The organism is Veillonella parvula (assembly GCF_048309325.1).
Lineage (GTDB): Bacteria > Bacillota > Negativicutes > Veillonellales > Veillonellaceae > Veillonella > Veillonella parvula_T.
The window spans coordinates 35996-61691 of sequence record NZ_DBFBTX010000004.1; the positions used below are offsets into that span (position 1 = coordinate 35996).

The window sequence follows — 25696 nt, forward strand, 5'->3', positions numbered from 1 at the left end:
TATTCACTATTGACCAGGTGCCACTGCAGGTGTCGGTACCACACGTGGACCTTGAGACTCTGTAGCTGGTTGTTTAACTACAGGAGGGGTAGATGTAGGTGTTTGAGGCGTTGCAGCTTTTTCAGGTTGTGCGGCTTGTGCTGGTACAGCCTGACCATTTGCTTTAGCAGCCGCTTCTGCCTTAGCCTTAGCTTCTGCTTCAGCCTTAGCTTTTGCTTCAGCTTCTCGTTTCAAGCGTAATTCTTTTTCAAGTGGTACCACTGGTTTGTCATAAACAGTGATATCCGTTTCAAATAGACGTCCCCATGGGAATGTAGCTTTTACTGTACGAGGATTGATTTTAAGGTATTTTTCAGCGAAATCTTGAATGCGTTCACCTAAATAACTTTCAAGACGTTCATTTAATTCACCAGAGTAACGAACATTGTCTGTTCTGATAGAATCTTGCATACGATAAATATCTTTACGGATATTTGCTTGATATGCCCAGTTATCCAAATATTGTTGCGTCAACATATCACGATGACCTTCTGGACTCATAGATTTAAGCAATAATCCTTGAGCAATAGCGTAACCTACTGTGTTACTTGCTGTATTCCAACCATTATACGCACCGATTTTGTACAACAAATCTCGTTTATACATAGCGGATACCAATGTATTATCTGCGCCATTATTGAAAGCAATATCTGCAACGCTTACGTTCACACCAGAGTCAACAGCTTGCTGAATGCGATCTACGAAAGCATTTGTAGAGTTGGAGATCATTGGGAAGTTTTCGAAGTTTTCAGACTCGCCTGTACTCGTAGTAAGAGGTGTATTAACAGCCAATAATACAGTTGGTTTACCTTGTGTCACCATCGTGCCACCTACAGCCTCAACGTGTTGAGCAATTGTTTTATCAATCGTTTGATCTTCGTAACCTGGTAATGTTTTACCTCCGCCACCGAGTGGATAAATTACGGAGAATGTAGGTTTTTCTGTGCTCACATCGGTACGGGAACGCGCCATCAATAAGAGACCAAGTTGGTCAGCACCAGGGAAGCTACCGTATTTTTCAACAGAAATATCCTTGGAATATTTGTTAAGGTAACGACCTTCTAGAGCGGATTGAGATAATTGAGATGTATCATCATGACCTAATGCAAAGTAGTCGAATACACCACTGCGAGTTTCATCAATCAACTCTTTGTTGATTTTCATATTTTTTTGACGGCGGTCAAACCAGTCTTGCAAGTATTCCACAGGAACAGAGGCTTGTAGGCTCATCAATTTTTGAGTTTCTTCTTGCGTTAAAGAGCCAGAATCTAATTTATCTTGTAATGCAGCGATTTGGAAGATAGTTGGGCCATATTCCGCATAGTAGGCCGGTTCAGTACCACCACCACTCGCGCGTGGGGAACGCATTACGGTACCAAATCCATAGATGCGTACATTTTTATTACGCGCTTTTAAACCTTCAATACGTTTCAAGCGATTTTGCAATGTGCTAAGAGGAATATTATGTTTACGAGAATCTACAAGACCTCCATAAATAAGAGTATCTGTACTTAATACCATAACATCAGCACGACCTGCATTTTGCTCTACCCAAGCCATAATTTGATCAGCTTGACCTTGGTACGTCTTACCAGAAATCAAGTGTTGAGGTGGTGTCAACACAGTCATACCCGCCTCACGAGCTGTATCAACTGTATATTGCAAACTTACAGGACGATCATCTTGAGGTACATATAATACGGTTTCTGCATCAATTTTGATGGATGTACCTGTAGCAATGGCTGTAACCATTAATGCTACTTTCAACCATTTATTTGTCATAAAGCAAATCTCCTTCTGTGTACACGAGTACTCTCGACTCGAAAATTAACTCTTATATAATACTCTTTTTTTCTGACACTTTTATGAAATACTTAATAGTATAATTATATCATTTACCTGTTATTTCTCAAATGCAGTGCCTTTAGCTTTAGCGCACTTTGGGTAAGCTCCAATTATATTTAATAGCTAGTAAACGGATAACTAGTACAACGGTAAACGCACCATATACAGCCTCTCCAACCCAGTTAGAAATAACCATTAAGTAATAAACGATGCCCCCAATAACACTAGGTAGAGCATACACATCTTCTTTCAAAACAGACGGAATCCGTTGAGCCAGCATATCTCGGATAATACCACCTCCAACGGCAGTAATAGTTCCTAATAAAACAATGAAAATTGGCAACTCTGGATATAGTTTAAACCCTGCAGATGCTCCGGTTACTGTAAAAGATGCCAACCCGACTGCATCGGCTAATAAATAGCTTGCTCGGCTACGAGGGCCCATAGCATGCTTGCGATAACGGCTGTTATAGATAATAAATACGATAATTGTTACGGAAATAACCACAGTTACATATACAATATTGCGTAACGAATTCGGCGGAAAATACCCCAAGAGAACATCACGTACAATTCCACCACCGATTGCCGTAGCCAGTGCCAATACAGCCATACCAAATATATCCATTCTCCGCGCCACCCCAACAAGTGCTCCGGAGATAGCAAAGGCAATAGTGCCAATCATATCAAATATATACCAAATAATATCCATAATACCCTCACACAATCTATTCGCATAACTGCGCACACTATGATAGACTTTATGTAAGATATTATACATTAAGAGGTATGAGAATGACAAAGAACATTACACCTATAGAGATTAAAAATATGGATGAGCGTAGCCGTGATGAATATTTTATGGGTTTTGCCCTAGAGGAGGCCCACAAAGCTTATGCTCTAGGAGAAATTCCTATCGGCGCCATTTTAGTTCAAAACAATACAATCATTTCACGCCACCATAATCGCCGCGAATTAGATCACGATGCAACGGCTCATGCAGAAGTGCTCGTCATCCGCGAAGCATGCGATGTACTCAAGCGTTGGCGGTTGACTGGTTGTACCCTGTATGTTACGATAGAGCCGTGTCCGATGTGCGCTGGAGCCATCATCAACAGTCGTATTGACCGTGTTGTATATGGTGCAAGTGATTACAAAGGAGGCGCTGTAGAGTCTCTTTTCAATGTACTCTCTCACCCTGGTTTAAATCATGAACCCGAATTAGCATCGGGGGTCCTTGGTGATGAATGTAGTCAAATCATGAAAGACTTTTTTAAAGAGCGCCGTAAAACACGGAGGAGTACCCAAGAGGCTGAAGGGTCCGCACTCGAAATGCGGTAGGTCGGGCAACCGGCGCGGGGGTTCAAATCCCTCCTCCTCTGCCATATAAAATATATAAAGCGCTAACCATGGTTAGCGCTTTTTTGCGAAGGGACCACTACTATGAAAAAATATTACCCTTATCTCATTACGGTGAGTCATATGATTAACGACTCCTGTCAAAGTGTATTACCTGCCCTCTTGCCATTATTTATCTACACTTATGGACTTAGTTTAGAGCAGGCAGGCTTTCTCATATTAGCCAATACAGCATTATCTTCATTGTTACAGCCATTATTAGGTTATGTCTCTGACAAGATCAATCAGCCACGGCTAATCGCCTTAGGTGTTCTGCTCTCAGCTTGTAGCACAGGTGCCATGGGTTTTGTAACCTCTTATGAAAGCTTGCTTGTTTGTGCTACCTTAGCTGGTGTAGGCTCCTCTATCTTCCACCCTGAAGGAGCGAAAATCATGAATCGCCTGGGAGGTGGTAAAAAAGGTAAAGCCATGGGTACCTTCGCCATCGGTGGTAGCTCTGGTTTTGCCATCGGTCCACTCTTTGCGGGCTCTATTGCCTATACAGTAGGACCTCATGGACTGGCAGCTTTCACCATAGTAGGTCTTATTATCTCAACAGTTTTATTCGTCCTCATGCCGCGCATAGTAACTCAAGCACGCACTATCGACCAAGCGGTAGCTATGGAAAACCCTACACTAGTGGCTAAGCCGCTAAAGAATTACTGGAAATACTTTGGTATCTTGTTTATTATCATCCTAAGCCAATCAGTAAACTTCCGCGTTATCAATGCATTTATTCCTATCTTCTGGACTCGTGAACTCGGCACTAGCCCAGAGCAAGGGAGCTTTGCATTAACCATATTCTTTAGTATCGGTATCTTCATGACATATATTGGCGGTCTATTAGGCGACAAATATGGTCCCGTCAAAATCATTAGACTATCCCTATTGATTTGGTTGCCAGCTATGTTCCTATTAACAGAAGTGCCAACCTTCTCCCCTGTTATCATGATGCCTGTAGCCTATATGTTACTACTCATGATTGGCGCTGCTAAAGCTCTTAGCTACAGCCCAGTTATCGTACTAGGTCAAACCTACCTTGCTAAAAGCATCGGCTTTGCGTCCGGTATCACCCTCGGTGTGAGCCAAACTATCGGCGGTATCATCGCACCTGTAGTAGGTAACCTTGCGGATACCTATACTTTACCTGCCGCTATGATGACACTCGTACCATTCCTAGTAGTAGGTCTTGGGGCTTCATTGATACTTAAAGATCCTAAAAAATTACAATGAGAAAAGCAGTTGTTTCTAAATTTGAAACAACTGCTTTTTTAATATAAAAAACTTATGCTTCTTCATACACTAAATACATTATAGTATTCATTACCACAGCGAAATATCATACTATTCCAAATTATCGTATTATATCTTCTGCCTAAATCAAGATAATATATTCATAAAAACTAAATAGCAATATTTCTTTAAAATTATAATAGTAGAGTTCTTATTGAATAACTTTATCCATCATAACTCTCATACTACCTACACGGTATTTATACATGTTATCCCATAAATCAAGACAAGTCCGTTGTAACTCAACATTATTTGTCTTGTACGAAGCTTCATACAAATCAACCAATAACTCATCAATGAGATGACTCATTAACATATATTCTTGTTCATCACGATGATCAACAACAAATCTAATAATACTAATAACTATATCTGAAGCCGCTATCATTCTATTCAAATCATCTTTTAAGAACTCAATAAACTCTCGTAATACCTGACGATTAACATCATAAGCAAATATATTATCCTTAATGAAATCATAGTCTTGAGAAAGGCTTAAGAGTTTTTGATAAAATAAATTAGCTACACCATGAGATATGTTAAGACCTTGATTCATTAACTTTATATACCACAACTTAGCTTTTTCCCTAAAGACTTCATTAGAGAAATAAACATTAACCAATTCCATCATATCTAATAAATGACCATTACTATTTAGCGTCTCTACATCATTAAAATAAACCTCTGTTGATGTCATGTCACGCATATACATATCAACAACAAAATAGCTTGATAATCGGACTAAATCATCATTTAAAGATGAATAACATTTTCTTATTATAGTCTTAACCTCATTTTGGTAACCATCATTATATAAGTTCCATAACAAAGACAATCCATATTCTATATTTAAAACATTATAATGTTCTAATAATAGCTCAACTATAGATTTTCCAATAGATTTGTTCAAAGAATATTCTGCAATTAATATCTTACTATATAAATATAAATCAAAATCTTTCTTCGCTGATAATATCGATAATATATCTGTCTCCCAATCCTCAAGTACTACATATTTTTGTTTAATAAGAACAAAAAATAAGTTAATAAAACGACCTTTTATACTATTTACTTCTTGCATCCAAAAACTATCAGTTAAATCGAAAGAACTAATATCAGAGTCAGATAAGCATTCTAATTTATCTTTATCACAAAAATGTATTATAAAACTTTTTACTTCATCATACAGATATAATTCTGGTCGTTTTGTAATAATCTCAAATAAATATTTAGCATATAAATCAATATCAATTTCTAAAATATATTTTATAAATCTAAACAGCTCTATATCTGATAGTTTTGACAATACCTGCTCATCTGTTAATTTAAGAACTGCAGTTTCAACATACTTTATATTAATACTCTTTCCACAAGAGATAATCAACTCCAAAAACTGCTTGGTTTTATCTTCAATTCGATTTGCTACAGCACTAATAATAGTCGATGTACTATTTTCAATTAATAACCCTCTTTTATTCAAACGGTTTTTACCTTTATTGTCTATAAATTGATCACACAATAACTTTTTCCATGCATTTAATGATAGATTATTAAATGGAATCGATGAGTTTACAAAACCAGAAGTTATTCTTGATTTATTATACAAACTTATACCATTAGGATACATCCTATTCAACATCAATTTAATTGCTTTATATTCATCTGTTAATAACTTCGAATCAATACAATTAAAAAATATATATTGAAAAGCCCCCCAATAACTATTATAAACATTAAAATGATATCTATTTATGCTTTTCAAGCGTTCATTATGTACGCTCTTAATAAGATCTTTATTTGTATACTTTATTACAAGAGATAAAAAACGATTTAATAATTGTTGACTGATATTCCAAACGTGTTTAGTAACTACAACAGTAACCAGCTCCAAATAGGTATCACAAGTACTTGAATACTCAAATACCTTATCTCGTAAATTATCGCAAAAATATTCAAATATTCTATTACTATACTTACTAGATAAAAATGTAAATGCCCAAAGAGTTATTTCATTATATATATAATTATCTTGATTTCTAATCCGTTCTATTAACTGCCAGACAAATTGCTCATCATTATTGCACCAATCTACAAGAGAAGACTTAATAAGTTCCACTAACAGTCGTTTATATGTCATACGAAGAGGATTCGCAATCCAGTCTCTATCTTTATATCGATTAAGTTTTATTGGAATAATATCAATCAAGTCTTTAAGTTCTTGTTGAGATATAGAGATTTGTAAGTCAGTACATTCTACATAAGAAAAATTAACAGTGGCGTCATGTAATACCCCTATGCTTATCAACTTTATTAATCTTGAAAAGCCATAAAAGTTATTTTGTACTAACTGCTCTAACATTATATCTAAGCTAACAGTATCCCAATATTCATTGTAATACGCTATACGCAAATCAAAAAATGAATCACAATCTTTAATCCAATCCTTATAAAATATAAAACTTATATTAGATCTATTTTCAGGTAATTTATAATATATTTTATTAATCAAATCCGTACATAAAAGGCTTTTATTACAATCTACACTTTGCAATAAAGCTATCCCTCTATCAATCTCACCTTTTTCAAAAATGAATCGATCTAATACCCCTGAATTAATCAATAATTCAACTATCTCTAAGTTACCCTTTATAGCATCTTCTAAATAAACACCCCATGTAGTATCAAAAAATTGCTCAGAAATATAAGACTCTAATTTTGCATCAATACGTTCTAATTTTCCAAGGGTTTCAAAAAATACATATTTAATATAAAAGCGAATACCATCTGAATCTAATAAACTTTTTCCACAAGATAAAAATCCATCAACAGAAATCTCATAAAGTTGATCAAACATCATTTGTATTTGATACCTACGCCATGGAGTTTGACTATCTATTCCACCTATAACTGCTTCAATGCTTTTTCCATTTAACCATAATCTTAACATATCGCTAGCTATGAAATAATCAAAAATAGATTGATGTATATATGAATAGTGATTTTGATTAGAAACAAAGAATCCTTCAGACGCAAACTGATTCATAATCGTCTCGTAGGATTCCATTATAAAAGCTGGAACACTTAATGTATTTTGACTTTTACAATAATCAATAAATTTTTTATTACATTCTATAATTTCTTTATCAGAACATTTTATGCTATTGTGGATGTGACATTTAACCTGAGAAAACCACTTATATATAAGATGACTCTGTGTCTTAAAATTCTTCTCTTTATCATCTTGATTTTCTTGAATTTGATTCCATATATAGAGATTGATAAATCGTCCTAACAATAATCTCGTCCTATTATCTAATAGAGTAAAGTCCTCACCTATAATCGTATAAAGTTCCTCATTGGTTAATTGGAGTATTTCAAATTTTAAATAATTATCTCTGTGGCACAAGGACCGAAGAAATTCATTATGCTCCAAGTCATACGTTCGGGTTACAAGAACTATTCTTATTGGATGTTCCTTTCGAGTCTCATTAAGCTCCTCCACCTGCTTAATTATAGTTTTACAAATAGAGTACGCTTCACTATAATTAGTAGATCTCCATCGCATTGTATCAAATTGGTCAAGAATAATAACTGGCGAATCATTTTTAAACAACTGATCAATAACGTTAATGACATTAATCGGTAAGTTAAGTTTTTCTCTACTCCATGTATCTACACTTTTCTCAGGAACACAGTTTTCAACACTAACAGCTACAAAAGGTCGATTTAGGCTTTCAAACTCTTGTATTAAACCATAAATAGCACCTGACTTACCAACTCCAGCCTCGCCATGAACAATAGTAACAATAGCATCATTAAGTTTTTTATAGCAATCATGATAACAATCTCTATCTATAAAACCTCTACCCCAAAATAAAAATTTATCCTTAAACTGTTCATTCAGGGCCATAACTTTTCCTATAGTTTGCCCATCGGAACTTAAATTTCGTAACTGTAAATTATTTAATTCTAACCATGTTTTTATAATATTAGAATCAATTTCATGAGAATAATTACCTTGATCTAGTATGGCTTTAAGAAGACAGCTATAAACTTCTTCTCGATTTTTTAAAAAAAGATTTTCTATTCTAACAATATTGAGATTATGAAGTGCTTCATAACTATAAGTTTTAATATTTATCCGTTTGAGAAAGGATAGTATTCGATTATAATCCTCTTCATCTGCTTTGGTTAATTCTCCAATAAATATTTTAAAAATATCCTCAAATAATTTTTTTGTATTCTGACCTGCCTTCTCTATCTGACATGTATAAAAATCTCGACCGAAATTATTTGAATTTCTTGCACGCAAAATTAAATCAGTTAAACCTCTAAACGATATTGGTGATACTAAACTTACTTCATTATCTTCATTTTCAGATAAACGGCTTTTCCAACGGTCTAATATTTTATGAGACATCAAATCACTAAGACGCCAATAATCTCTATCACCATTACTTGCCTTACATTGTTGATAATTATTATGATTAGTTACAACCGTAATATCGACACCATCAGCATTGGGGCCTATAGGCTCCCAGATAAAAGATTGAATATCATTATTTATCACAGATAATACATTATATAAAACCCATTCATATTCATACCGATTACCATCTTTATCTGCTTTTCCACCACGCTCTAAAGACATAATATTCCCCCTAAAAGATTATATATTCTGACTTTAATTGTAGCATAGTTAAGCACCATAGAATACAATCCGATTTTTATTGTATATAAGAAAATAAAACCCCCAACATTGTCAACTTACAGCTAACAATATTGGGGCTTATATATTTAGCTAAATTAATGTTTTAGCATTTCATTCAAGATAACTACGTCCGTTTCTTTCATGCCTTGTGCCACAGCACCAATACTGCGGATAGTTTCATCAACGGAGTATGCTACAAGGCCATCGCCTTTTTGGTAGTTTTTGTTAAGGCGAGCTTGTTTATATCCCATAAAGGCGCCATCAAGGGAAATTGCAATTTTACCTGCACAGGATGGTTTCGCACCATCACATACGATACCAGATAAACTTGCAAGACCATTTACAAGAGTGTTCTCGATTATATCTTTACTATCACCTTTCAAAAAGGCTATGCCTGCTACGCTTACCACACCGGCAGATACAACGCCACAGTATGCAGACAATTTACCAATACCAGATTTAACGTAAAGCGTTAACAAGTTAGCAAAGACGAGAGCGCGATACAATTCATCATCACTTTTACCAAGTTCATCGGCAGTCGTAATGATTGGTACAGACACGGTTAAACCTTGATTACCAGAGCCAGAGCAGATAACGACAGGCAATGGGCAACCACTCATACGCGCATCAGAGCCAGCTGCGGCACGAGCCTTACATTTCGTTTCGAGAGATGGATTTTCTTCATCTAACAATAACAATTGTCCAATATTAGATCCATAATCATTGGACAGACCTTCCTTAGAAATTGCAGTATTATACTCAACTTGCTGTTTAATTTGAGGTAGGATACCAGAAATATCACCTGTTAAAGCAAATTCGTAAATGCTATCGAAGGTCATGGCATATTCTGTTTTAGCCGCTTTCTTAATTTCATTGACTGTTTCAGAGACAATCTCACCATCTACTGATACATAGGTTACATTCGTATGGTCATTTTCAATGCGAACAACCGCTGTATGTTCATCTGTTTCTGCAGTGATTTCTATATATAGATTATCTACGCCTTCAGCAAGTGAAACGGTACAGAAGTTAGCATCAAGCAATGTACCAAGCCATTTGCGATCTTCGTCTGTAGCAGATTCCAACACCTCTAGTTCACGCTCTGGATGACCTACAATAGCACCCAGTGTAGCGGCCGCCGTTAGTCCTTTTCGCCCCCCAGAATTTGGAATGACTACAGATTTTACATTTTTGATAATATTCGCGCTGCATCTTGCGTGAATATGGTTAGGAAACTCATCTAAAACAGAGACTGCCTTCGCAGCCGCATAAGCCAATGCAATTGGCTCAGTACAACCGAAGGCAGGACGCATCTCTGACTGTAACAAAGAAATATAATCCATCTTATACTTCCGCAATAATTTCCACTTCTACAATAACGCCTAATGGAAGGTCTTTTACTGCTACACATGAACGAGCTGGTTTAGAAGTGAAATATTTAGCATACACTTCATTAAATGCTTTGAAATCACCAATATCAGCTAAGAAGCAAGTTGTTTTAACAACTTTGGAGAAGTCTGTACCAGCTTCAGTCAATACGGCTTCAATATTTTTGCATACTTGTTCAGTTTGCTCTACAATGCCCCCTTCAACAACTGTACCAGTTGCAGGATTGAGTGGAATTTGACCAGAAGCAAATAATAAACCGCCAACCACTTTAGCTTGAGAGTAAGGGCCTACTGCTGCTGGTGCTTTGTCTGTAGAAATTGTTTTCATGATAAATCTCCTTTTATAAATAAATATAAATTAATATGACTATATTTAAGGTGCGAAACTCATGTTGATGCCTCAATATATATGACTTACCTCAATATATCACATATAAAATAAAAGTACGTATATAACCAATTATTTAATTGATTTGAATGCATTGTCAAATATTGGTTTGAAATAATCACGTTGTACATCAGTTGTTATACCTACATACAACACTGGTTTTCCTGGCTTCAACACAAATGCAGCATTTGCATAGAGTGGAGTTTGTACATTTCCATCTGCATATAACAAGCGAGAGCTTGCTGCATATGTTTGATATTTTGTACCAGCCACCGGATGTACTTGTTCTGCATTTTCTACGGTTAGAGTTTTAAGTGTTTTAGGCATAATCGTTGCTTTTTGGGGATCACGACTAGATACATTAATAGGTCCATTTAAAGGAACTACCGTTGTGCTAGTGGGAATCTGTTTATTTATTGTTCCTAATAAAAGTTGCTCTGTTACAGGATCAATTTGACCTTTATCAAGAGCGGCCATTGCCGCTATAAACATAGGGTCATTAGCCTTTTCTTTAGCCACTTGTTGCGCTATTTGTTTAACATCTACAGCCACTACGAATGCATCTTTTTGACCAGTTTTATCTGCCCCTTGCAATTGGTATATATCAAAATTAGTACCAAAGTTTTGGAAAAATTCCTTTGCCATCATATTCGACATCGTAGATTTTGAAGGTTCTTCATTTAATTGTTTTTCTACAAAATCACGTGTATTTGTTTTGGATGCAGAAACAACAGTTACATTGTTAGGCACTACCATGGATCCTGCAATTGTTTGTACATTCTTAGCAAAACCTACGCCAGATACAGTACCCATTAGGCAAGCTGCACAAGCCAATACTTTCAAAGATTTCATATTATTTTCCTCCCTTGAGAGATTGTGTTTGATACATATGATTCAACTCATTAGCCCAATAATCATGGCTAGAGTCATCAGACATTAAAAGCTGTAAAGATACACCTTTATCTGTAGGAACAGCATAACCAATTAAGGAATAGGTATTTCTAAAGCCATCATATTTTAGACTACCGCGTAAATCGCCTGTCACAGCTGTACCATAGCGTGTTTGAACAGGTTTATAGGCCACATGCGTTGCATCTAGGCTTACTTGTTTTGCCATAAAGTCTACATAAGAACGGACCTCTTCTATACTTTTAGGAGATGATTTCTTATCTGTGGCAAGCATTTTATCAAAGACACCTATAATTTGAGAAGGTAACTTATCATTTATCGTTTTTAGATCTTTAGCTAATTTAGCACCTTCAATAGTATTGCTCTTCAGGCCTTGTAATTGTTGTTGGGCCGTCTCTTTGGAGTAAGATTCTACATATTTAGAGATAGAATGCTTTAATGCGGCTTTTTCCGCATCTGACCCCTTCTCTAAAATAGTCTTATTCATACCTATAACTTGATCAATTGCATTTTTAGAATAGTTAATAACAATTAAACCACCTATATGATGTCCTTGTTTATCAGTACCTTGCAATTGATAGAAGGAGTAACCATCAAGAAAATCCCCCTTCACTGGTTCAACAGCTACACCAGTCTGTGCTTTCACAACATTATTAATAGTATCAACAGCAGATTTATTTGCTACTTTGAGAAATTTATCTTGTTCTTGATTACGCAATCTTGCATCAGTAGAAATGTGCACAACTTCTACAGCTTTCACAGTTGGGGAAGTACTGCCGTACATACCATAACCTAAATCTACCGCATCAGCGCATGCCACTGCCCCCATACCCACAGTTAAACAGATGGCACAAACCAATGTCATTAACTTTTTATTGAGAGTTCTCATAAGACACCTCACCTTTTTAACAATACACTATGTATAGATTGTTAGATAATCCGTGCAGTATATATTAAGAGTTTAAAAGATAATCTATACTGCATATATTAATTATTATACTATATCGACATATATAACTGTATAGTATAATTTACAAGCTTACCTTTCTGCTATACAATACATAAATAGACATGTAAAGATGATATATGTATGAGAAATGGAAAGGAGTGCACACTCGGTGTGTTTTTAATATGATACAAGAATTAATTCCCCTCACTAGGCCTCGCACATTAGCTGCTGCATTAGGGCCTACCATTTTAGGTGCCGCCTTTAGTTATTATGCATTTGGTGCTGCTCAGGGTACAGGTCTTGCCATTTTCCATACAGTGCTCATATTTTTAGCTGTTGTAACAGCCCAAATTGTAGCTAATTTATGGAATGAATATAAAGACTTTAAATCTGGACTCGATGCTGGTCAAAAGGTAGGTAATGCTGGTTCTATCACACGTGGCGTTATAACACCAGAGCTCATTATAACGATGATTAAAGCACTCATGTTTGTACCCATTATTATTGGTCTTTATTTATCTGCTACTATAACTTGGTACTACATTCCTGTAGGCTTCCTATGTATTCTAATTAGTTTCCTTTACTCTGGCGGTCCAAAACCAATTTCTCGAACACCATTTGGAGAAATTTCCTCTGGTATCGCCATGGGTTTTGCTATCGTACTCATTACAGGCTATGCCTGGATACGAGAATTATCCTTAGCCCTGTTAATTCCTGCAATTCCATCTACATTGCTAGTTGGTTCCATCATGTTGACGAATAATATCCGAGATATTCGTAATGATGAAAGCCATGGACGTCACACGTTGCCAATCGTGCTTGGTCGTGAAAGAGCACTCAGCTTAATGAGTATCTCATATATTTTCAATTTTATTTGGATCATTGCTTGGATTATAGTAGGCCATATGACATGGTTCGCCTTATTAGCGTTCCTTGCAGCACCACTAGCTTTCAAAACAATTCATACATTATCTAACAATACAGATGAGTTCCAATTAGATAAGGCTATGGGTACTACCGCTGGAGCCGCTATGATTTATCAACTAATGTGGGCGATTGGACTTATCATGGGCAAATTGTTTTAAAAATGAACATACTTATATTATAGGTTCTCCATAATTTTTAGTTATGGAGAACCTATAATAATTCCTTCTTGATAGATAGGAAATTATTTAGTACTATAGATTTAATATTTTATATGTAATTATTGTATAAGGAGTGTGTCTAATGAGAAAATTTTTAGCATTGGCAGCTACTGTAATCCTTGGCGGCGCTTTATTAATCGCAGGCTGTGGTAACGACAACAAACAAGCTGCTAGCGATGGCAAACAAGTATTAAAAATTGGGGCAACAGCAGTACCTCACGCAGAAATTTTGGAACAAGTTAAACCAATCTTAGCAAAAGATGGTATCGAATTAAAAATCACGGAATTCACTGATTACAACACACCTAACTTGGCTTTAGGGGACAAAGAGATTGATGCCAACTTCTTCCAACACGTACCTTACATGGAGGAATTCGCAAAAGCTCACAAACTTGACTTAGTATCTGCCGGTGGTGTTCATCTTGAGCCAATGGGTTTATACTCCCGTAAAATCAAAGATTTGAAAGATCTTCCAAAAGGCGCTAAAATCGCTATTCCTAATGACCCTACAAACGGTGGTCGTGCATTATTGTTGTTACAAAAACAAGGTCTAATTACATTAAAAGACTCTACAAACATCTTATCTACCGTACAAGATATTACTGCGAACCCTAACGAATATCAATTCGTAGAATTAGAAGCAGCACAAGTACCTCGTTCCCTTGACGATGTAGCCTTAGCCGCTATCAACACTAACTTTGCATTAAACGCAGGTCTTAACCCTGGCAAAGATGCATTGGCAATTGAAAATAACGATTCCCCTTACGTAAATATCGTAACTGTACTTAAAGGCAATGAAAATGACCCTCGCATCAAAAAATTGATGGCTGCACTTCATAGTCCTGAAATTATCAAATTCATCCAAGAAAAATACCAAGGTGCTATTGTTCCTGCATTCTAAGGTATACCAAAAAGAGACCACATCAACGTGGTCTCTTTTTTATATGTTATCGGCCCCAAATCTAAAAGGTAATAAACCTTCTAATTCAACAACTGTATAGTCCCCTCTTAAATTCGCCATTATAATACGAGGTATTTCAAATTCAGAAATCACCTGACGACAAGCACCACATGGTGCACAAGGCCCTTCCGTATCAGCAGCTACGGCAAGGGCTTTAAATTTTGTTTGCCCTTCCGACACAGCCTTAAATATAGCAGTTCTCTCCGCACAATTAGTTAATCCATAAGAAGCGTTTTCTATATTACACCCTTCATAGATGGTTCCATCTTCGCAAAGAAGGGCTGCGCCCACACCAAAATGTGAATACGGACTATAAGTTTTCTCACGAGCAACGATGGCGCGATCTATAAGGTTTTGAATTTCCTGTTCTGTCATATGAGTTTCCTTTTCTATCATATGGATCTCCTCATTCCACAATATCAAGAATCGTATCCGCCATGATTGGTGCAGTTTCGCCAAAGGTAATCGCCTCTAAATATGTCTTTGCAGCATTAGAAAGCAAGCTCTCATCAGAAGCATACAAGGTAGCTATACATTCACCTACTGTAACTGAGTCGCCTGTTTTCTTGTGCATCAAGATGCCCGCACTATAATCGATAGGACCATCCTTAACAGTGCGACCGGCTCCAAGCATAACGGATGCAATCCCACATTGTTCTGTATTCATATGGATAATATAACCGTCTTGAGGTGCTATCACATCATAGGTAAACTGGCCGATTGTCAATATACTTTCATCATCGATAACGCGGCTATCTCCACCTTGAGCATCAATCATCATACGCAATCGTTCTAATGCGGCACCAGAGTCGAGTGCCTCTTGCACACGACTGAGAGCCGTTTCATAGTCGCATATATGACTCAATACGAGCATGTGGGCAGCCATGATAATACATTCATGCGTTAAATCTTCTGGACCATGACCTTTCAACGTATCAATAACCTCGCGAATCTCCAAAGCATTTCCAATATCATGGCCTAGCGGTCGATCCATATCCGTCAAAATAGCCTTAACTGAACGGCCATTTTCCTTTCCAATATCTACCATTGCTTTAGCCAATTCACGAGCATCCTCTATGTTTTTCATAAAGGCACCACTGCCAACCTTTACATCTAACAAAATTGCTTGAGCACCAGAAGCCAATTTTTTGCTCATAACAGAGGATGCAATAAGAGGAATACTATCAACAGTTCCCGTCACATCGCGCAAAGCATATAGCTTTTTATCAGCAGGTGCAAGCCCTTCCGACTGACCAATAACAGCAAGACCAATTTTATTAACTTGATTGATAAAAGCATCTTTCTCTAAAGATACCTTTAAATTTGGAATAGATTCCATCTTATCAATAGTCCCGCCTGTATGACCAAGTCCACGACCAGACATCTTAGCCACCTTGCCGCCACAAGCAGCTACGAGAGGCGCAATAATAAGTGTGGTCTTATCTCCTACGCCACCTGTACTATGTTTATCTACGGTGATCCCATCAATATTCGATAAGTCTACCATATTACCTGATTGAGCCATAGCCAAGGTCAAAGTTCCTAATTCGCGAGCATTCATACCATTAAAAACTATGGTCATCAAGAGTGCACTCACTTGGTAATCAGGGATTTCTCCATTTACATAGCCATCTATGACAAAGCGGATTTCCTTATCTGATAACGGCAAGTTCGCCCTTTTCTTCAGAATAATATCATACATACGCATAGTTACACCGCCATTCTAAGAAACCACCTAAGCATAGCCTAGGTGGTTTTCTATTATACTTCTTCGTTCAAGTGATTCTTTAATAACTCTACAGCTGCACTGGCTCCAATTCGGCTACAACCTTCTACAATATAGGCTTTCATATCCGTAATAGAGCGAATACCACCTGCGGCCTTAATCTGTACATTAGGACCAATATGCTTTTTAAAGAGTCTAATATCTTCAAGGCTTGCGCCGCCGCTACCAAATCCAGTAGATGTTTTAATATAGTCTGCGCCACCATTTGTAATACATTTGCAAAGCGCTACCTTTTCAGAATCTGTAAGATAACAAGTTTCAATGATAACTTTTAAAATCTTATCACCACAAGCCTTCTTAAGCGCCTCAATTTCGCTAGTTACCGCTTCAAAATCACCTTGCTTTACATCTCCAAGATTAATAACCATATCAATTTCAGAAGCGCCCTCTTCAATGGCCTGTTTCGTTTCTGCCACCTTTACCTCTGTTGTTTCATATCCTAAAGGGAAGCCGATAACGGTACATATGTTAAGTTCTGGATATGCTTCATGGGCAGATGCTACAAAATCTGGAGGAATACAAACAGATGCGGTTTTATACCTTATACCATCCTCACAAACTTCTTTGATATCATCCCATGTAGCTGTAGGACGCAATAATGTATGATCTACATAAGCTAATAATTCTTTCCCCAACATAGTACCTCTCCTTACTAAAAGAACGACATTTGTTCTGGTTCTGGCTCTTTATGTAATGCATCTTGAGCAGAGCGATTTTTATCATCAATGAATGGTTCTAACGGTACACCTGTAGCCTTTAATAAATCTGGTAAACTATTAACGCCTTTCAACTTAGCAGCTTCTAATACAACCTTTGCACAAGTCTCTGCATCATCCAGTGCATAATGATGTTTAAACTCAACTCCAATGTATGCGGCCATTGTATTCAACTTATGATTAACTAAATCAGGCCATACCGCACGTGAAAGTTTAACTGTACATGCATAATCTAGTTCTGGCCAAGGGATTTTATAATAATCTAAAGTAGCACGCAATACGTTCATATCGAATTTCGCATTGTGAGCCACCATAATATTCCCTTTTAAATGGTTTTCATAAATGGCATTCCACAACTGATCAAAGGTCTTTTCATGAAGAACATCCTTCGGTTGGATACCATGAATTTCAATACATTCATCATCAAAACTCATAAACGGAGGCTTGATGAGGCTATATGCCTTTTTGGTAATTTGTCCGTCCTTTACGGTAATAACCGCCAAGGAGCACGCACTATTTTTAAATTTATTTGCTGTTTCAAAGTCTAATGCAACAAAATCTAACATAGGACTCCTTTCAAAATCTATATATAAGAATTATATTCATTTACTCTACTTATTATAGCATGAAATAGACTATAATCTACTGTTCAAAGGTGAGCAATAATCACCTCATTCATACCAATTTTAATTGACAGATAGACCCTCAGTATGTGAAAATTATTTAGATATGTATGTAGTATGGAGGTTGCAACATGGCAGATGACAGATTAATCGTTGCTCTTGACGTATCCACGATGGATGCAGTGAAAGAAATCGTATTATCCCTCGGTGATTCGGTTAGCTTTTACAAGGTCGGCATGGAGCTATTCTACGCCGAAGGAGCAAAAACAATTCGTTTTTTACAGGAGCAAAACAAACAAGTATTTCTTGATTTGAAATTGCACGACATTCCAAATACCGTAGCCCATGGCGTAGCTTCCTTAACACGTCTCGGCGCTAGTTTAATTACTTTACATGGTCAAGGTGGTCCTGTCATGATGAAAGCTGCTGTTGAGGCAGCTCGTGAGAGTGGCAAAGAACTAGGCGTAGAACGCCCAAAATTATTAGCCATCACCGCATTAACTAGCTTTGACGATGAATCTTGGACTGCTATTGGTGGTCAGCTACCAATTTCCGACCAAGTCATTCGCCTTGCAAAACTCGCTAAAGACTGTGGTATGGATGGTGTTGTATGTTCCGCATTAGAAGCCAAAATGATTCGTGAAGCATGTGGCGATGACTTCCTCATCGTTACCCCTGGTATTCGCCCTTCCTTTGCAACAACAGACGACCAAAAACGGGTTGCTACACCAGCTAGTGCACTACAAGATGGAGCATCTCGCCTTGTTATCGGTCGACCTATTACACAAGCCGAAAACCCTCGTGAAGCGGTTCGTTTAATTATTGAAGAAATGGAGAAAGTATCCAAATGATGACAGAACAAGAAGTAAAACAATTACTGATCGACACTCAAGCTATTTTAGAAGGTCACTTCCTTTTGACATCTGGTCTCCACAGTCCAATGTACGTTGAAAAATTTAATGTATTACAACATCCAAAATATACAGAAAAACTTTGTAAAGAATTAGCTGAACGCTTCCGCGATCAAAATGTAGAACTTGTTATTGGACCTATGACCGGCGGCATCTTACTTGCTCACGAAGTAGGTAAAGCGCTTGGCACCCGTGCTATCTTCACAGAACGCGAAAAAGGCGTTATGACATTACGTCGTGGCTTTAAAATCGAGCCAGGCACAAGAGTACTTATCGTTGAAGATATCGTAACTACTGGTGGTTCTGTACAAGAAGTAGTAAATGTTGTAAACCAATCCGGTGGTGAAATCGTAGGTGTAGGCCTTCTTGTTAACCGTTCTGGGGGCAAAGCAGAATTCGGTGTACCTCACGAAAAGGTACAAGCATTACTTAATCTTGAAGTTCCAACTTATAAACCTGAAGAATGCCCTCTTTGCAAAGACGGCGTAGCTATGACAGAACGCGGTTCTAAACACATCAAATAATTTTTTAACGACCTATATACATGCATAGGTCGTTTTTCATTAGGAAGTTAATAAAATATTCCCAGTCCATCAACTACTGTCTATATTTATAAATAGATACAAAAAGAGCTCCTTCACTGAGGAGCTCTTTTTGTTTGTGTGTAGTTATTGTGTGTAAGAGAGAGATTCTGATACGAATATATCACATAGAGTATGTGGCTCTATGGTGGCCATGAATGCACTTTCATGACCACGTACTCTATAATCTTATGAGAGAAATGAACTCATAAAGTATCGTTAGTTTTGTGTAGTTTGTGGTGCACCTTGATCAGTTTGTTGTTGTGGTGCATTGCCATTAGGTTGTTGAGGTGGTTGGCCTTGCATAGGCATTTGACCTTGCGGAGGCATTTGACCATTTGAGTGCATATGCTGACCATTATTTGGTCCCATGCCATCTTGAGGCATCATATGATTATTTCCATCCATCATATGTTTATCCATATACTGATTAGGACCATCATGTCTATGTGGTTTTCTAAACTGTTGTTCATTCGTTTTCATCCATTCACCGAAATTAGGTAAATCATTAACGGCAAAAGATGTACATGCCCCAACAGCACAAATTACGGTTAAAATCGCTGTTATTATAATTCGTCTCATAGGACCTCCTTAATCTACATTGCGGAAGTAACGTTCACGCACACCGCGAAGCTCTGTACCAACAAAGACGCATGTAAGTCCACCAAATAAACCTACACCACCAAGTGCCACTAAAGTTACAATGGACAATACTGGAAATGCAGTAACATTCTCAAATGGTTGCCATGAGCTACCTAGTAAGAACAAGATAGCCGGTGTAATAATGAATATAAGAGCACCTACAATATAGGATAAGGCACTTCCAATAGAGAGCAAAGTCTTAGATGCTTTTTTAGCCATCCCCGGTAATTGAGGTAAAAGACGCTCTTTATAATCATCAAATCGTGCATAAATTTCCTGCATATTAACGGATTTACTTTCACTACCATCTTGATTCATTGTGTCTGTAATGATACCTGCATCTACGTAGGATGCATATATTTCCTCTGGAGTCCCTAAGGATTTAATGATCTCACTATCGGTAAGACCCTTTTCATAACCTACCGCAAAATGCTCTTCATAAACCTCTATAATACTCTCCACATCTGCAACACGCGCTTTTTTAAATATATTACGCAATGCATCCAAAAAGCTATTTTTGTTCATTATTATCGACTCCTTTCAACAGCATATTGATAACAACAGAAAAATCATCCCATTCTTGACGCATCTTGTTATATGCTGCACGGCCTTCGTTCGTGATATGATAGTATTTCCGTGATGGGCCTGTAGAAGACTCCTTTAAATACGTTTCAACATACTTTTCTTTTTTCAGTCTGTTAAACAATGGATATATCGTTCCTTCAGATATTTCAATATATTCTGAAATGGTGCTTACGATTTCGTATCCGTAGCGATCATTTTGTGTTAATAATGCTAGCACCAGCATGTCCATAACACCTTTTTTTAATTGAACTTGCATAGTTCCTCCCTTTTAGGCTGTGCTTGCCTGCCAATGTGAAAGCTCTCTTACGGTCACTATCATGTACTGACAAATACATAATAACATAAGGTACCTCGGAACGCAAGGTACCTTGTAAAAAAATATTGAAATTTAATATATTTTTTCTTATTTCTAATCTATAAACACAGTTAATTTCTGCGTTTATAGGGAAAAATTTTTTCAAAAAAATTTTCTTATTTATGGTATTTTTTATACAAAATCTATTAAAGTACCCTATTATAACTAAAAATCCTCATCTAAAAGATGAGGATTTTCTAACACTACAAAAGAAAGTAGTGCATTATTGGAATACTTAATTAAGTTTTATTTACTAGATTCTAATTTGAAGACGCTTCCCCTAATTTAAGCTGTGTACTCTTCATTTTGCCGTTATGAGTATAGGATACCAAAATTGTATCTCCCGGGCTCTTAGCATCAATTTGTTCTTTTAATTCAAGTAATGTAGTAATATCTTTACCATCAATTTGTGCAATCGTATCCCCTTCTACGAGACCAGCTTGTGCAGCAGGACCATTAGGATCAAGTTGAACAACAAGAAGTCCATCACCTTCATAGGTTACATTATTGCGCGCTGCAGTTTGACGGTCTACAGCCCACACCCCAATATAAGGGCGAATGACCTTACCATTTTTAATAATAGAATCAACAATTGTCATCGCAGAATTAATTGGAATAGCAAAGCCCATACCTTCAATTCCCTCTTTAGAGATTTTAGAGCTATTGATACCAATTAACTCACCATCTGCATTAATAAGCGCACCACCTGAGTTACCTGGATTAATGGCTGCATCAGTTTGAATCAATGGGAATCGTTGACCTTGATCATCAATTGTACGTGCTAAGGCACTAATAACACCAGAGGTAACTGAACCTTTAAACTCAAGACCTAAAGGATTGCCAATAGCAATAGCTGGCTCCCCTACTTGCAAGGAGTCAGAGTCACCAATTTTGATAGGTTTAATATCTTTTGGAGGTTTAATTTTTACAACTGCTAAGTCCGTCTGTGAATCTGAACCTATAACAGTCCCCGTCACCGTACTGCCATCAGACAATGATACTGTAACCTCCCCATTTCTAGCCCCCGCTACCACATGTTTATTTGTTATAATATGTCCGTCATTATCGATAAGCACACCAGATCCGACACCTTCTCCAGCATAGATAGTACGGTTAAAAATATCCTTTTGAAATACTTGTGTTGTAATCCCTACTACAGCTGGCCCAGATTCTTTAGCTGCTTGTACTACATAGGTATTACGCGTTTCAGTAATAGGCTTAGTCTGTTTAGTTTGTTCTCTCACGTTTGTTGGTTGCGTATTAACAGGGCTGCCAAAGAAATAGTATCCTCCGCCTACCCCAATACCCAAAGCAAGAATACACGCAATTACTGTTTTCTTATATTTTGAAAATGTCATGTAGATCTCCTTATATTCTTCTTAATATTCTTCTACATCACCCATAACGTCTTAATGATGATTATAAAAGGTAAAATAAGAACCAAATCATAAATCATATAATTATGATACTTTATAAATACGCCACGTCTCACAATAATTCAAATCATCTCAAAATCAATTTTATAAAATTGATTTTGATGAACCTATTATAGTACGCCTGCTTTTACAATGCAAGATATCAATTTATAACTTTTCTTATGAAAGTATAATTATTATAACCGTATATCCTCCACTAGATAAATACCTAGAATCCTGAAAGAAGCTGTATAGAATGTATTCAAATATCTAAAATCTAAAAAACATAAAGGGCATTTACTAGCCGTCGCTAGCAAATGCCCTTTATGCATATAGTTTGAGAGTGTAAGGACTATTGAGAGAGAGAGTATATGTGATCTAGATAAGCTTTAGAGAGAACTTATTAAGAGAGAGAAGTTAAAATATTACTTATCTAGAGTCATAGTCAGCCTTACTTAAATAAGTATACATGGAATATCTAAACTATCAAAGTAACTATATAAACAATTCTTAAACCTTTGATTATATCTCTATAATAAAATCTCTATAAAGTCATATCTAATCAACAGCCACGAACAACGTGAGTATAATGTGAATGCATATTCTCGATACTAAACGAATTTATACCCTACACCCCACACTGTAATAATATGCTTACTATCGGATGGATTATCCTCAATTTCTTCACGTAAACGATTAATATGAACCGCTACAGTTGCATAATCACCATAGGAGTCAAGTCCCCATACACGAGAATACAATTCTTCTTTGCTAAATACAATATCACGGTTACGCATCAAGAACTCTAACAACTGGAATTCTTTCTTTTTGAGATGAACCTCTTTTTCATTCACCCATACTTTCATCATCTTAGGGTCGAGACGGATTTCACCGGATTGAATAGCGTTTGTTTCCATTGCATCGCGCTCTGTTAAACGTTTATATTGCGCCAACATAGCTTTGATCTTCGCAATCAATACAGATGGAGAGAATGGCTTTTCAATATAATCATCAGCACCTACGCCTAAGCCACGGATTTTATCGATATCGTCAAGACGCGCAGTTACCATAACGATTGGTACACGAACTTTGTCACGAATTTGACGACAAACTTCAAAGCCATCCATTTCTGGCAACATAACATCAAGGATAATAAGGTCTACAGGAGTATTTAATGCTGCTTCAATGCCATCTGTACCATTAGTCATAATCGTTACATCATAGCCCGCCACCATTAAATAATCACGCTCAATATTGGCAATATCCAAATCGTCTTCAATAATTAAGATATGTTCACTCATGATTCTTCTCCTTGCTTAGGAAACTCTAATATAATACGTAGACCATGTGGCCTTACATTTTCAATCACAACTCGGCCTTCAAAGATTTCCATAATTCGACGGATAATCGACAATCCTAGGCCACTACCTTCTTGAGGATTCGTACGAGACGAATCTACACGATAGAATGGTCGCATCAGACGCTCTAGAGATTCTGGCGGTACACCTGGTCCATCATCACTGATGACACAGTATACAAAATCATCATCACTCGTTACATCTATGACGCAATGACCAATATCGGTCATTTTATACTTAGCACTATTGTTCAACACATTCTGCAAAACACGTTGTAACAATTGTGGGTTAGCATTGATAAAAGGTGTTTCCGTAGCTATACGGGCCTTAATCTCAAGCCCCTTCGATTGATACGGAGCTAAATGATCTTCTACAAAGTCACGTACAAACTGACCTAATTCAATTCGCTCAGATGGACGAGATTCTTTTTTATAGTTCAATGTTGTTATGAGGAATAGTTCCTCTAACATAGAATCTAAATCATTGGCCCGTTTCAAAATAATCCCCATGTATCTTTTTTGTTGCTCTTCCGTTGGTGCAATACCGTCACGAACGCCTTCAGCATACGCTTTAATAGCCGTCAACGGAGTTCGTATATCATGGGATATACCAGCGAGTAACTCTTTTTGTTGCTCCTGTTCCATTTCAATCTGACGATTTGCCATTTCTAACGACTTTGTCATGTTCTTAACGTGAATCATGATAAATCGTGTAACAAATCGGTTAATAGCAAAAAATGTAACAATAAAGAGCAATATGGATACTACGATAATATAGAAAGATACGGATTCCATTAAGCTATCACTACCATGAGTAGCACGCCTAATCGCAATATGGTATACATAGGAATGACGTCCATCGTACTTTCTCATTTCATAAACGAAAGTATTATTGGATTGATATACAATGCCCTGTAATTCAGGGTTAACATCAATAAGACCAACAATGGCAGAAGCACTATAGATTTGTGGATTACCGTAGTTATACACCATACTTCCTTGATCAAGTACTTCAACATATACTTCCTTTGGATCAAGTAAGCTATAGCTAGGCTTAACCAAGCTATTAATTAGATCATTTTCTAACCCATAAAAGGTAATGGTTTCAGTTATTCGACTGACACTTTTAAACTGTTGTTCCTGCTCAATACGCAAATAGTAACCGGCATTGGCCAATATGCGCAAACCTGTAAAATATAGCAAAAATAAGATGATTGCTATTAAAATAGGTACAACAAACAGCACAACATTGGATATCCAAATTCGTATTTGTAAATTCACAGGATTACCTCAATATCATAAATAGTAGATACTCTCTATAGTTTACGCTATTTTTAATACTTAACGCAAGTAAAACACGCAAATATCCAACATATTTTTCACTATTCTTTCATACGTAGTTTATAATTGACCGATTATTAAAAGGTATCTCGCCCCTTTTAATATCTAATACTTTTCGTAAAAATTATATTTTCACACGCACCCATGTATCTTATGGCGATATGAAAATTGGTAATATCTGATATTTCATAGTTCCTTAGTCTCCCCATTTAATAGGAACTTGTCTATACTGTTTATAAAAAAGCTAAAATATAAAAAATAAAACAACTATTGAATCTCTTCATTTAATAAAACAAAATATATACTAGATTATACTATTTCTCTATGAGGATAGTTTAAATATGGTCAAAAAAAAGAG

General features: G+C 36.7%; 23 protein-coding genes and 1 tRNA gene. 7 read left to right on the forward strand and 17 right to left on the reverse strand.

The window, feature by feature from the left end; translation table 11 throughout:
- Nucleotides 1-6 precede the first annotated feature (6 nt).
- Together ACMKPP_RS02745 and ACMKPP_RS02750 are read right to left on the reverse strand one after the other, a co-directional pair.
- Nucleotides 7-1821: a DUF4127 family protein gene (locus ACMKPP_RS02745; protein WP_004693619.1), complete on the reverse strand. Its 1815-nt coding sequence runs from the start codon at nucleotides 1819-1821 to the stop codon at nucleotides 7-9.
- 148 nt (nucleotides 1822-1969) lie between these two features.
- Nucleotides 1970-2596, reverse strand: coding sequence for a trimeric intracellular cation channel family protein (locus ACMKPP_RS02750; RefSeq protein WP_004693621.1), 627 nt, complete (start codon nucleotides 2594-2596; stop codon nucleotides 1970-1972).
- Nucleotides 2597-2679: 83 nt separating this feature from the next.
- Between ACMKPP_RS02750 and tadA the strand changes: the two genes are divergently transcribed.
- From tadA to ACMKPP_RS02765, 3 genes are all read left to right on the forward strand, one after another.
- On the forward strand, nucleotides 2680-3225 hold the full coding sequence (gene tadA, locus ACMKPP_RS02755; protein ID WP_004693623.1) for a tRNA adenosine(34) deaminase TadA: 546 nt from the start codon (nucleotides 2680-2682) through the stop codon (nucleotides 3223-3225).
- Nucleotides 3179-3269: transfer RNA gene (locus ACMKPP_RS02760), tRNA-Ser, on the forward strand. The genes tadA and ACMKPP_RS02760 overlap by 47 nt, the downstream gene beginning before the upstream one ends.
- A gap of 58 nt (nucleotides 3270-3327) precedes the next feature.
- Nucleotides 3328-4515, forward strand: coding sequence for an MFS transporter (locus ACMKPP_RS02765; RefSeq protein WP_413085558.1), 1188 nt, complete (start codon nucleotides 3328-3330; stop codon nucleotides 4513-4515).
- Between the two features lie 211 nt (nucleotides 4516-4726).
- On the opposite strand, the gene ACMKPP_RS02770 is transcribed toward ACMKPP_RS02765, so the two are convergent.
- The 5 genes from ACMKPP_RS02770 to ACMKPP_RS02790 form a co-directional block, all read right to left on the reverse strand.
- Nucleotides 4727-9226 carry an AAA family ATPase gene (locus tag ACMKPP_RS02770; RefSeq protein WP_413085557.1) on the reverse strand — a complete coding sequence of 1500 codons (4500 nt, stop codon included), beginning with the start codon at nucleotides 9224-9226 and terminating at the stop codon, nucleotides 4727-4729.
- Between the two features lie 155 nt (nucleotides 9227-9381).
- A complete protein-coding gene (locus ACMKPP_RS02775) occupies nucleotides 9382-10629 on the reverse strand; it encodes an L-cysteine desulfidase family protein (RefSeq protein WP_024061300.1) in 1248 nt (415 codons plus the stop codon).
- Nucleotide 10630: 1 nt separating this feature from the next.
- Nucleotides 10631-11002 carry a RidA family protein gene (locus tag ACMKPP_RS02780; RefSeq protein WP_004698345.1) on the reverse strand — a complete coding sequence of 124 codons (372 nt, stop codon included), beginning with the start codon at nucleotides 11000-11002 and terminating at the stop codon, nucleotides 10631-10633.
- A 132-nt stretch (nucleotides 11003-11134) separates the two neighbouring features.
- Nucleotides 11135-11914, reverse strand: a complete 780-nt coding sequence (locus tag ACMKPP_RS02785; protein WP_024061344.1) for a hypothetical protein — start codon at nucleotides 11912-11914, stop codon at nucleotides 11135-11137.
- Nucleotide 11915: 1 nt separating this feature from the next.
- Nucleotides 11916-12860, reverse strand: a complete 945-nt coding sequence (locus tag ACMKPP_RS02790; protein ID WP_418369280.1) for a hypothetical protein — start codon at nucleotides 12858-12860, stop codon at nucleotides 11916-11918.
- Between the two features lie 242 nt (nucleotides 12861-13102).
- On the opposite strand from ACMKPP_RS02790, the gene menA reads away from it, so the two are divergent.
- A complete protein-coding gene (gene menA, locus ACMKPP_RS02795) occupies nucleotides 13103-14005 on the forward strand; it encodes a 1,4-dihydroxy-2-naphthoate octaprenyltransferase (RefSeq protein ID WP_418369281.1) in 903 nt (300 codons plus the stop codon).
- A 142-nt stretch (nucleotides 14006-14147) separates the two neighbouring features.
- Complete coding sequence (locus ACMKPP_RS02800) at nucleotides 14148-14966, forward strand: MetQ/NlpA family ABC transporter substrate-binding protein (RefSeq protein ID WP_004698373.1); 819 nt, start codon at nucleotides 14148-14150, stop codon at nucleotides 14964-14966.
- A gap of 39 nt (nucleotides 14967-15005) precedes the next feature.
- Here ACMKPP_RS02800 and ACMKPP_RS02805 read toward each other — a convergent pair whose 3' ends face one another.
- Genes ACMKPP_RS02805 through ACMKPP_RS02820 form a run of 4 tightly spaced genes read right to left on the reverse strand, consistent with a single transcriptional unit; the run spans nucleotide 15006 to nucleotide 18094 of the window.
- Entirely contained in the window at nucleotides 15006-15401 is a 396-nt protein-coding gene (locus tag ACMKPP_RS02805) for a cytidine deaminase (protein WP_472725474.1), read from the reverse strand.
- A gap of 31 nt (nucleotides 15402-15432) precedes the next feature.
- The gene (locus tag ACMKPP_RS02810) at nucleotides 15433-16734 is read right to left on the reverse strand and encodes a thymidine phosphorylase (RefSeq protein WP_119562163.1); all 1302 of its coding nucleotides are present in this window, start codon (nucleotides 16732-16734) and stop codon (nucleotides 15433-15435) included.
- A gap of 53 nt (nucleotides 16735-16787) precedes the next feature.
- Nucleotides 16788-17450 (reverse strand): deoxyribose-phosphate aldolase, encoded by a 663-nt coding sequence (gene deoC / locus ACMKPP_RS02815; RefSeq protein WP_418369283.1) that lies wholly within the window; start codon nucleotides 17448-17450, stop codon nucleotides 16788-16790.
- 14 nt (nucleotides 17451-17464) lie between these two features.
- On the reverse strand, nucleotides 17465-18094 hold the full coding sequence (locus ACMKPP_RS02820; protein WP_008602770.1) for a 3'-5' exonuclease: 630 nt from the start codon (nucleotides 18092-18094) through the stop codon (nucleotides 17465-17467).
- A 188-nt stretch (nucleotides 18095-18282) separates the two neighbouring features.
- Here ACMKPP_RS02820 and pyrF point away from each other — a divergent pair, with 188 nt between their 5' ends.
- A complete protein-coding gene (pyrF, locus tag ACMKPP_RS02825; RefSeq protein ID WP_004698328.1) occupies nucleotides 18283-19002 on the forward strand; it encodes an orotidine-5'-phosphate decarboxylase in 720 nt (239 codons plus the stop codon).
- Nucleotides 18999-19586 carry an orotate phosphoribosyltransferase gene (gene pyrE / locus ACMKPP_RS02830; protein ID WP_008602774.1) on the forward strand — a complete coding sequence of 196 codons (588 nt, stop codon included), beginning with the start codon at nucleotides 18999-19001 and terminating at the stop codon, nucleotides 19584-19586. The genes pyrF and pyrE overlap by 4 nt, the downstream gene beginning before the upstream one ends.
- 276 nt (nucleotides 19587-19862) lie before the next feature.
- Here pyrE and ACMKPP_RS02835 read toward each other — a convergent pair whose 3' ends face one another.
- From ACMKPP_RS02835 to ACMKPP_RS02860, 6 genes are all read right to left on the reverse strand, one after another.
- Entirely contained in the window at nucleotides 19863-20225 is a 363-nt protein-coding gene (locus ACMKPP_RS02835) for a transcriptional regulator (protein WP_077708188.1), read from the reverse strand.
- Between the two features lie 9 nt (nucleotides 20226-20234).
- The gene (locus ACMKPP_RS02840) at nucleotides 20235-20810 is read right to left on the reverse strand and encodes a DUF1700 domain-containing protein (RefSeq protein ID WP_008602778.1); all 576 of its coding nucleotides are present in this window, start codon (nucleotides 20808-20810) and stop codon (nucleotides 20235-20237) included.
- Nucleotides 20797-21126 (reverse strand): PadR family transcriptional regulator, encoded by a 330-nt coding sequence (locus ACMKPP_RS02845; RefSeq protein WP_077708187.1) that lies wholly within the window; start codon nucleotides 21124-21126, stop codon nucleotides 20797-20799. The genes ACMKPP_RS02840 and ACMKPP_RS02845 overlap by 14 nt, the downstream gene beginning before the upstream one ends.
- A 359-nt stretch (nucleotides 21127-21485) precedes the next feature.
- A complete protein-coding gene (locus tag ACMKPP_RS02850) occupies nucleotides 21486-22583 on the reverse strand; it encodes a S1C family serine protease (RefSeq protein WP_004698370.1) in 1098 nt (365 codons plus the stop codon).
- 668 nt (nucleotides 22584-23251) lie between these two features.
- On the reverse strand, nucleotides 23252-23941 hold the full coding sequence (locus ACMKPP_RS02855; RefSeq protein WP_004693664.1) for a response regulator transcription factor: 690 nt from the start codon (nucleotides 23939-23941) through the stop codon (nucleotides 23252-23254).
- Nucleotides 23938-25278 (reverse strand): sensor histidine kinase, encoded by a 1341-nt coding sequence (locus ACMKPP_RS02860; RefSeq protein WP_038149708.1) that lies wholly within the window; start codon nucleotides 25276-25278, stop codon nucleotides 23938-23940. The genes ACMKPP_RS02855 and ACMKPP_RS02860 overlap by 4 nt, the downstream gene beginning before the upstream one ends.
- Nucleotides 25279-25696 lie beyond the last annotated feature (418 nt).

Coding starts and splice junctions, on each gene's coding strand:
- ACMKPP_RS02745 (WP_004693619.1), bottom strand. CDS start 1,821: ATGACAAATAAATGGTTGAAAGTAGCATTAATGGTTACAGCCATTGCT.
- ACMKPP_RS02750 (WP_004693621.1), bottom strand. CDS start 2,596: ATGGATATTATTTGGTATATATTTGATATGATTGGCACTATTGCCTTT.
- tadA (WP_004693623.1), top strand. CDS start 2,680: ATGACAAAGAACATTACACCTATAGAGATTAAAAATATGGATGAGCGT.
- ACMKPP_RS02765 (WP_413085558.1), top strand. CDS start 3,328: ATGAAAAAATATTACCCTTATCTCATTACGGTGAGTCATATGATTAAC.
- ACMKPP_RS02770 (WP_413085557.1), bottom strand. CDS start 9,226: ATGTCTTTAGAGCGTGGTGGAAAAGCAGATAAAGATGGTAATCGGTAT.
- ACMKPP_RS02775 (WP_024061300.1), bottom strand. CDS start 10,629: ATGGATTATATTTCTTTGTTACAGTCAGAGATGCGTCCTGCCTTCGGT.
- ACMKPP_RS02780 (WP_004698345.1), bottom strand. CDS start 11,002: ATGAAAACAATTTCTACAGACAAAGCACCAGCAGCAGTAGGCCCTTAC.
- ACMKPP_RS02785 (WP_024061344.1), bottom strand. CDS start 11,914: ATGAAATCTTTGAAAGTATTGGCTTGTGCAGCTTGCCTAATGGGTACT.
- ACMKPP_RS02790 (WP_418369280.1), bottom strand. CDS start 12,860: ATGAGAACTCTCAATAAAAAGTTAATGACATTGGTTTGTGCCATCTGT.
- menA (WP_418369281.1), top strand. CDS start 13,103: ATGATACAAGAATTAATTCCCCTCACTAGGCCTCGCACATTAGCTGCT.
- ACMKPP_RS02800 (WP_004698373.1), top strand. CDS start 14,148: ATGAGAAAATTTTTAGCATTGGCAGCTACTGTAATCCTTGGCGGCGCT.
- ACMKPP_RS02805 (WP_472725474.1), bottom strand. CDS start 15,401: ATGACAGAACAGGAAATTCAAAACCTTATAGATCGCGCCATCGTTGCT.
- ACMKPP_RS02810 (WP_119562163.1), bottom strand. CDS start 16,734: ATGCGTATGTATGATATTATTCTGAAGAAAAGGGCGAACTTGCCGTTA.
- deoC (WP_418369283.1), bottom strand. CDS start 17,450: ATGTTGGGGAAAGAATTATTAGCTTATGTAGATCATACATTATTGCGT.
- ACMKPP_RS02820 (WP_008602770.1), bottom strand. CDS start 18,094: ATGTTAGATTTTGTTGCATTAGACTTTGAAACAGCAAATAAATTTAAA.
- pyrF (WP_004698328.1), top strand. CDS start 18,283: ATGGCAGATGACAGATTAATCGTTGCTCTTGACGTATCCACGATGGAT.
- pyrE (WP_008602774.1), top strand. CDS start 18,999: ATGATGACAGAACAAGAAGTAAAACAATTACTGATCGACACTCAAGCT.
- ACMKPP_RS02835 (WP_077708188.1), bottom strand. CDS start 20,225: ATGAGACGAATTATAATAACAGCGATTTTAACCGTAATTTGTGCTGTT.
- ACMKPP_RS02840 (WP_008602778.1), bottom strand. CDS start 20,810: ATGAACAAAAATAGCTTTTTGGATGCATTGCGTAATATATTTAAAAAA.
- ACMKPP_RS02845 (WP_077708187.1), bottom strand. CDS start 21,126: ATGCAAGTTCAATTAAAAAAAGGTGTTATGGACATGCTGGTGCTAGCA.
- ACMKPP_RS02850 (WP_004698370.1), bottom strand. CDS start 22,583: ATGACATTTTCAAAATATAAGAAAACAGTAATTGCGTGTATTCTTGCT.
- ACMKPP_RS02855 (WP_004693664.1), bottom strand. CDS start 23,941: ATGAGTGAACATATCTTAATTATTGAAGACGATTTGGATATTGCCAAT.